Annotated in this window: 4 protein-coding genes; 2 read left to right on the top strand and 2 right to left on the bottom strand. The window is 72.0% G+C overall.

The genetic code is table 11. The annotated features are described in order from the left end of the window. Positions 1–43: 43 nt before the first annotated feature. Positions 44–1,894, top strand: a complete 1,851-nt coding sequence (locus AC5LSR_RS08000) for a serine/threonine-protein kinase (protein ID WP_493465135.1) — start codon at positions 44–46, stop codon at positions 1,892–1,894. Beyond that, a complete protein-coding gene (pknB, locus tag AC5LSR_RS08005; protein ID WP_250282943.1) occupies positions 1,878–3,809 on the top strand; it encodes a Stk1 family PASTA domain-containing Ser/Thr kinase in 1,932 nt (643 codons plus the stop codon). Before AC5LSR_RS08000 ends, pknB begins: the two co-directional genes overlap by 17 nt. A 90-nt stretch (positions 3,810–3,899) precedes the next feature. Here the strand turns inward: pknB and AC5LSR_RS08010 are convergent, their stop codons facing one another. Beyond that, on the bottom strand, positions 3,900–4,547 hold the full coding sequence (locus AC5LSR_RS08010; protein WP_250282945.1) for an aminodeoxychorismate/anthranilate synthase component II: 648 nt from the start codon (positions 4,545–4,547) through the stop codon (positions 3,900–3,902). Positions 4,548–4,665: 118 nt separating this feature from the next. After that, a complete protein-coding gene (locus AC5LSR_RS08015; protein WP_250282947.1) occupies positions 4,666–6,537 on the bottom strand; it encodes an AMP-binding protein in 1,872 nt (623 codons plus the stop codon). Positions 6,538–6,777 lie beyond the last annotated feature (240 nt).

The following is a 6,777-nucleotide window of genomic DNA, read 5'->3' on the forward strand; positions in this document are numbered from 1 at the left end:
CGTCCCGGCACCAGGCGTCCCGGCCGCGGACGGGCGGGACGCGTTGCCGCCGTTCGCGGGAGCGGCCTCACCGGCCGCCGCGCAGCCTTTCGGCGCCTCGCCGAAAGGCACCGTTCTCGACGGCCGCTACCTCCTGGAAGGACGCATCGCCACCGGTGGGATGGGCGAGGTGTGGCGGGGTCTCGACCGCACCCTCGGGCGTCCCGTCGCCGTGAAGCTGCTGCGCCCGGAGTACGCCAGCGACGAGCTGTTCCTGGTCCGCTTCCGCGGCGAGGCCCGGCACGCCGCCCGGGTGTCGCATCCGGGTGTGGCGTCCGTCTACGACTACGGCGAGGTCGTCACCGATGGTGACCGCCCGACCGCCTACCTGGTGATGGAGCTGGTCGAGGGCGAGCCCCTGTCGGCGTTGCTGCACCGGGAGAAGCGCCTGTCCCCGGAGAAGACCCTGGACGTGCTCGGGCAGGCCGCGGACGCCCTGCAGGCCGCGCACACCCTTGGCGTCGTGCACCGGGACGTCAAGCCCGGCAACCTGTTGCTGCGGACCGACGGCGCGGTCAAGGTCACCGACTTCGGGATCGCGCGCGCGGTGGACGCCGCGCCGCTGACCGCCACCGGAATCATGATGGGCACCGCCTACTACGTCTCCCCCGAGCAGGCCTCCGGCCGGACGGTGACCCCGGCCAGCGACGTGTACTCCCTCGGCGTGGTGGCCTACGAGTGCCTGGCCGGCCGGCGGCCCTTCGACGACCGCAACCCGATCGTGGTCGTGATGGCGCACCAGCAGGACGACCCGCCGCCGCTGTCGCCCGACATCCCCGAGCCGGTGCGCAGCCTCGTCCAGGCGGCGATGGCCAAGGACCCGGCCCAACGGCCGTCGTCGGCCGGCTCGTTCGCCCGCACCGCCGCCACGATCCGTCGCAACCTGTGGAACGCGGACATGACCCGCCGGGCCACCAGCCCGCCGCCCGCGCCCCGGCCGGACCCCGCCGGGGATCCCACCGGACGCTGGCCCGGGCCGACGGGAGCACCCGGGCCGGCCGCGGGCGGGGCGGGGCCCAGCGGGGACCGGCCACCGTCCTGGACCCGCCGGCACACCCGGGCCGACAGCTTCTCCGAAGGGGATCAGCCGTACCGGGATGCCCGGCCGTCCTGGGACGCCGGCGCCGCCCACGACGGCCGCCAGCCCGACCAGGAACCGCCGGGGACGCCGACGGGCACGCCCCCGGCCGCCTGGGGCACGCCGCCCCGGCCGCCCGTGCCCGGCGGCGGATACCCGGCGGACGGCTACGCGGCCCCCGGGTACCGGGAGGCCGGCTATGCCGGCGCGGGCGCCGACGCCCGGACCGGCACCGGCTATGGGACCGGCACCGGCACCGGCTATGGGACCGGCCGCGAGACCGGCTACGACGCCAGCTACGACACCACGAGCCGACCGGACATCCAGCCGACGAACGTCGCCCGGCTCCAGCCGCCCGGCAACCGCGCGGCCTCCGCCCCGCCGCCGGACGCGCGGGGGGCCCGGCGACGGCGGCCCCGCGGCCGGGCCGCGGAGGGCACGACGTCCGCGGGCAGGCGACGGCTGCCACTTCCAGTACTGATAGCACTACTGATCGCCACAGTTGCGATCACCGCGCTGGTCACCCGGTCGATCGCCGGGTCCAGCGGATCCTCCGAAGGCGCGCCGGCCCTGACCCGGGCGGTGCACGGGCCCGGATCCGAAGATGGCATCGTCACCGGTGACAGTACGACCGGGACCAGCGGTGTCACGGACGGCAGCCGGATCACCGGCGGCCCGGCCGGCCGCACGGACGCGGCCGGACCAGATGTCCGGGAAGCGTCCGCGGGTACCGGCCCGGGAAGCGGAAAGGCGAGCACGGGTGGCAGTCGTGACTGAGGTGTTCGGGACCGAACCTCGCCTGGTGGGCGGGCGCTATGAGCTGGGCGAGGTCCTCGGGTACGGCGGCATGGCCGAGGTCTACCGCGGCCGGGACGTCCGGCTCGGCCGCGAGGTCGCGGTCAAGGCGCTGCGGGCCGACCTCGCCCGGGACCCCACCTTCCTGGCCCGCTTCCGCCGCGAGGCGCAGTCCTCGGCCGCCCTGAACCACCCGGCGATCGTCTCGGTCTACGACACCGGCGAAGATCTGATCAACGGCACGACCGTCCCGTACATCGTGATGGAGTACGTGGAAGGCCGCACCCTGCGGGACGTGCTCCAGCAGGAGGGCCGGTTCACCGAGCGCCGGGCCATGGAGATCACCTCCGACGTGTGCGCCGCCCTGGACTACAGCCACCGGATGGGGATCATCCACCGGGACATCAAGCCCGCCAACGTCATGCTGTGCCAGGACGGCTCGGTCAAGGTGATGGACTTCGGCATCGCCCGGGCGACCACCGCGACCACGTCCAACATGACGCAGACCGCCGCGGTGATCGGCACCGCCCAGTACCTGTCGCCGGAGCAGGCCCGCGGCGTCCGGGTGGACGCGCGCAGCGACGTCTACTCGACGGGTGTGCTGTTCTACGAGCTGCTGACCGGGCAGCCGCCGTTCCGCGGCGACTCGCCGGTGGCCGTCGCCTACCAGCACGTACGGGAGAGCCCGCAGCCGCCGTCCAGCCACGACCGCACCATCACGCCCAACGCCGACGCGATCGTGCTCAAGGCGATGGAGAAGGATCCCGACGACCGCTACTCCACCGCCGGGCAGATGCGGGACGATCTCGAGCGGGCGCTGGCCGGCCGGCCCATCTACGCCCCTCCCCCCCAGCTCGACAACGACCAGCTCACCACCCGGCTGGGCGTCTCGCCCACGGCCACGGCGGGGACGCACCTGATCTCCCGCGGCCGCGGCGGCCCCTACGACAACGTCCCGGACGACCCCTACGGCCGCACCGGCGGCTACGACCGGGCCGGCTTCGGCGGCCCCGGGGGGGGCGACGGCGGGCCACCGCCGGAGAAAAGACGTTCGGACGCCTGGAAGTACATCCTCGCCGGCCTGTCCGTGGTGGCGGTGTTCGTTGTCGTCACCATCATCGCGACCAACATGCTCGGCGGCGGGGGCGGGAACGGCCACGACACCGCCGCCGACACCGCGACGATCCCGACGAACCTCATCGGGCAGAAGTACGAGACGGCCAAGAACAGCCTGAGCTCCGCGGGCTTCACCAACGTCATCTCGAAGCCCACCGACAACAACGAGCCGAAGGACCAGGTGCTCAACGTCGAGCCGGCCCCGGGCACCGCCGTGTCGAAGAGCGCGCAGATCACCCTCATCATCTCGAAGGGGCCGGGTGACCTCACCGTTCCGGACGTGGCGGGGCTGACGCAGGCCGCGGCCACCGCCAAGCTGAAGGCGGCCGGGCTGGTGGTGAAGACCTCCGCCTTTACCGACGCGACAACCCGCCGGGCCGGGCTGGTCGAGTCCAGCGACCCGGCGGCGGGGACGTCGATCACCCCCGGCGAACAAGTGATCATCTACGTGGTGAGCGCGCAGGCGACCGTCCCGAACGTGACGGACCAGCCCGTCGACCCCGCCAAGGGCGAGCTGGAGCGCTTCGGTTTCAAGGTCGTCCAGCAGGCTGTCGCGAGCAGCAAGCCGACGGGCACCGTCGTCTCCCAGAGCCCCGGCGGCGGCCTGGCGACCCGTGGGTCGACCGTGACGCTCTACATCGCCCAGCAGCAGCCCGCCGCCACCGAGATACCGACGTCGACACCGACCGCCACCACGACACCGAGCCAGACACCGTCGCCAAGCCCGACCCCCTCCAAGCGGGGCCTCGATGACGTGCTCAACCCCCCTGGCAGGGTGTAGCGGCGCTGCCCCCACGGCCGTCCCGTTCGAGGCACCCACCGGAGCCCCGACAGGGATCATCTGGTGGACCCCGCCGGGCGGCACCCTCCGTCAGGCGAAAGCTGCCTGACGGAGGGTCTCGACCTCGGCCGACAGCGTCGGCGCGACCGATAGCGCGGTGTCGTCCCCGCAGACCGACAGCCAGCGAGCCAGCAGCAGATGACCACCCTGCGTAAGCACCGATTCCGGGTGGAACTGGACACCCTCCAGCGGAAGGGCCCGGTGCCGCATCGCCATCACCACACCGCTGTCGGTCCAGGCGGTCACCTCGATCTCCGCCGGGAGGGTCGCCCAGTCCACCGCGAGCGAGTGGTAGCGGGTCCCGATGAACGGTGACGGCAGGTCCGCGAGCACCCCGGCCCCCTGGTGGCGCACCACGGACGTCTTGCCGTGCAGCAGTTCGGGCGCCCGGCCGACCGTCGCGCCGAAGGCGACCCCGAGAGCCTGATGCCCCAGGCACACCCCGAGCATGGGGATGCCGGCCGCCGCACACGCCCGGATCATCGGCACACTGACCCCGGCCGCCTCCGGCGTGCCCGGGCCGGGCGACACCAGCACCCCGGCGACGCCGAGGGTCGTCAGCTCGTCGACGTCGACCTCGTCGTTGCGGCGGACGACGCTGTCCGCGCCGAGCTGGCCCAGGTACTGCACCAGGTTGAACACAAACGAGTCGTAGTTGTCGACCACCAGGATTCGCATGTTCCTCCTCTTACCACCGAACCCGCCCCGCCACCGGGCCAGCCGCGGAATCCGGCGGATCCCTGGCGCGGGACGCGACGGTGGCCGGCCCGGGAGCGTCCAGCCGGGCCACGGTCGGTCAGTTGCCGTCGGTGGCGTTTGGCCCGGCGGCGGCAGTCGGCTCGGCGGCGGCAGTCGGCTCGGCGGCGGCAGTCGGCTCGGCGGCGGCAGTCGGCTCGGCGGCGGCCGGCCGCTGGGCCTTTGCCCGCTCCTCGTCACGCAGCGCGCGGCGCAGCACCTTGCCGATCCCGATCTTCGGCAGCGGCTCCGACCGGAATTCGATGATCTTCGGGACCTTGTAGGCGGAGAGCCGTTCGGAACAGTACGCCCGCACCTCGTCGACGGTGAGCGACGCGTCGGGCCGCAGCACCAGGAAGGCCTTCACCGTCTCGCCACGGTACGCGTCCGGGACGCCGATCACCGCGCTCTCGGCGACCTCGGGAATCCCGGCGAGCACATCCTCGATCTCGTTGGGCGAGATGTTGAACCCGCCCGCGATGATGAGCTCCTTCTTCCGGTCGACGATCTCGAACCAGCCGGCGGCGTCCATCTGGGCGACGTCGCCGGTGAACAGCCATCCGTCGTCGCTCAGCACGGTCCTGGTGGCCTCCGGGTTCCCCCAGTACCCGGCGAACACCTGCGGGCCCCGGATGAGCAGTTCCCCGGGCTCCCCCAACGGCACTTCCCGCGTGTGGTCCTCCAAGTCGACGATCTTCGCTTCGGTGGACGGGAAGGGCAGGCCGATCCAGCCGGGGCGGAGCTCGCCGCGCAACGGACCGGCATGGGTCACCGGGGATGCCTCCGTCATGCCGTAGCCCTCGACGACCGGGGTGCCGGTCGCGCCCTCCCACTGCCGCTGCAGCTCACCGGGCAGCTTCATCGCGCCGGAGATGCACCCGCGGATCGAGGTCAGGTCGACGTTCTTCGACCGGGGATCGTCCAGCAGCGCCCGGTAGATCGGCGGCACTCCCGGGAAAATGGTCGGACGATGCCTGGCGATGGCGTCGAGCACCAGAGCCACGTCGAATTTCGGTACGAGCACAACGTGTGCGCCGATCAGCATTCCCACTGTCATGCACAATGTCAGCCCGTACGCGTGGAACATCGGCAGGAGGGCGAGGACGACCTCCCGCCCGGCCTGCGCGTCGGCGAACCACGCCCGGCACTGCACGGCATTGGCGACGAGATTACGGTGGGTCAGCATCGCGCCTTTGGCCGGACCGGTCGTCCCCGTCGTGTAGAGCAGGACCGCGACATCGGACATGGCCACCGGCGCCGACGTCCGTACCGGTGCGGCCCGGCCACTGCGGTACACGTCGAGGAAAGCGTGGGCGCGGGCGCCGGCGGGCAGCTCCGTCACGATTTCGGCGCGTTTCCGGCGGGCCGGCGGAATGGGCAGCCGCAGCAGCAACTGGTCTTTTTTCGGCAGAAAGTCGGGAATCGATGTGGAGATCACCTCGCGGACCATGGTCCGGCCGGAGCGGCGGGCCGCCTCCACCACCGCGTAGGCACGGTCCAGACACACCACGTACTCGGCCCCGCAGTCGGCAAGCTGGTGGGTCAGCTCGGTCTCGGTGTAGAGCGGGTTGGCCTCGGCCACGACCGCGCCCAGCCGCAGGACGGCGTAGAAAGCAATCACGTGCTGCGGACAGTTCGGCAGAATGAGCGCCACCCGGTCACCCGCGACGACGCCGAGCCTCGCCAGGCCACCGGCGAACGCGTCGACATACTCGCGAAGCCGACTATAGGTCAGCGTCGTCCCGAAGAAGGAGATCGCCGGGTTCGCGGGAAACTCCGCGACGGCGTTCTCGAACATCTGGCCCAGCGTGATATCGGGGATCTCGACCGCGATGGGGACGCCGTCAGCGTACGACGACTGCCACGGCCGGTCAGCATAGGTGCCGGTCTCGAGCGTGCCGGTCTCCCGCTCGGTTGTCGATCCACCTGGCATCGCGGACACCTTCCCTTGTCGGACTGCGGTTGGGCGTCATTCTGGCAAGGAAGTGGCAGGGAAACAGCTCCCGGGAGGGGCGATTTCCCGATCACCGTCACGCACGGCCCCCGTGGCCGTCGCCTCGGCGCCCATGACGGTATCCACCGCCGTATCCACGGCAGCAGTCCACAACGTATCGACAATATTGTCACGTTTTGCCACCGACCCGGCACCCCGCCGGACGGCTCGTGCCCCGCC

The organism is Protofrankia sp. CiP1_Cm_nod4 (genome assembly GCF_982290645.1).

Coding starts and splice junctions, on each gene's coding strand:
- AC5LSR_RS08015 (WP_250282947.1), bottom strand. CDS start 6,537: ATGCCAGGTGGATCGACAACCGAGCGGGAGACCGGCACGCTCGAGACC.
- AC5LSR_RS08010 (WP_250282945.1), bottom strand. CDS start 4,547: ATGCGAATCCTGGTGGTCGACAACTACGACTCGTTTGTGTTCAACCTG.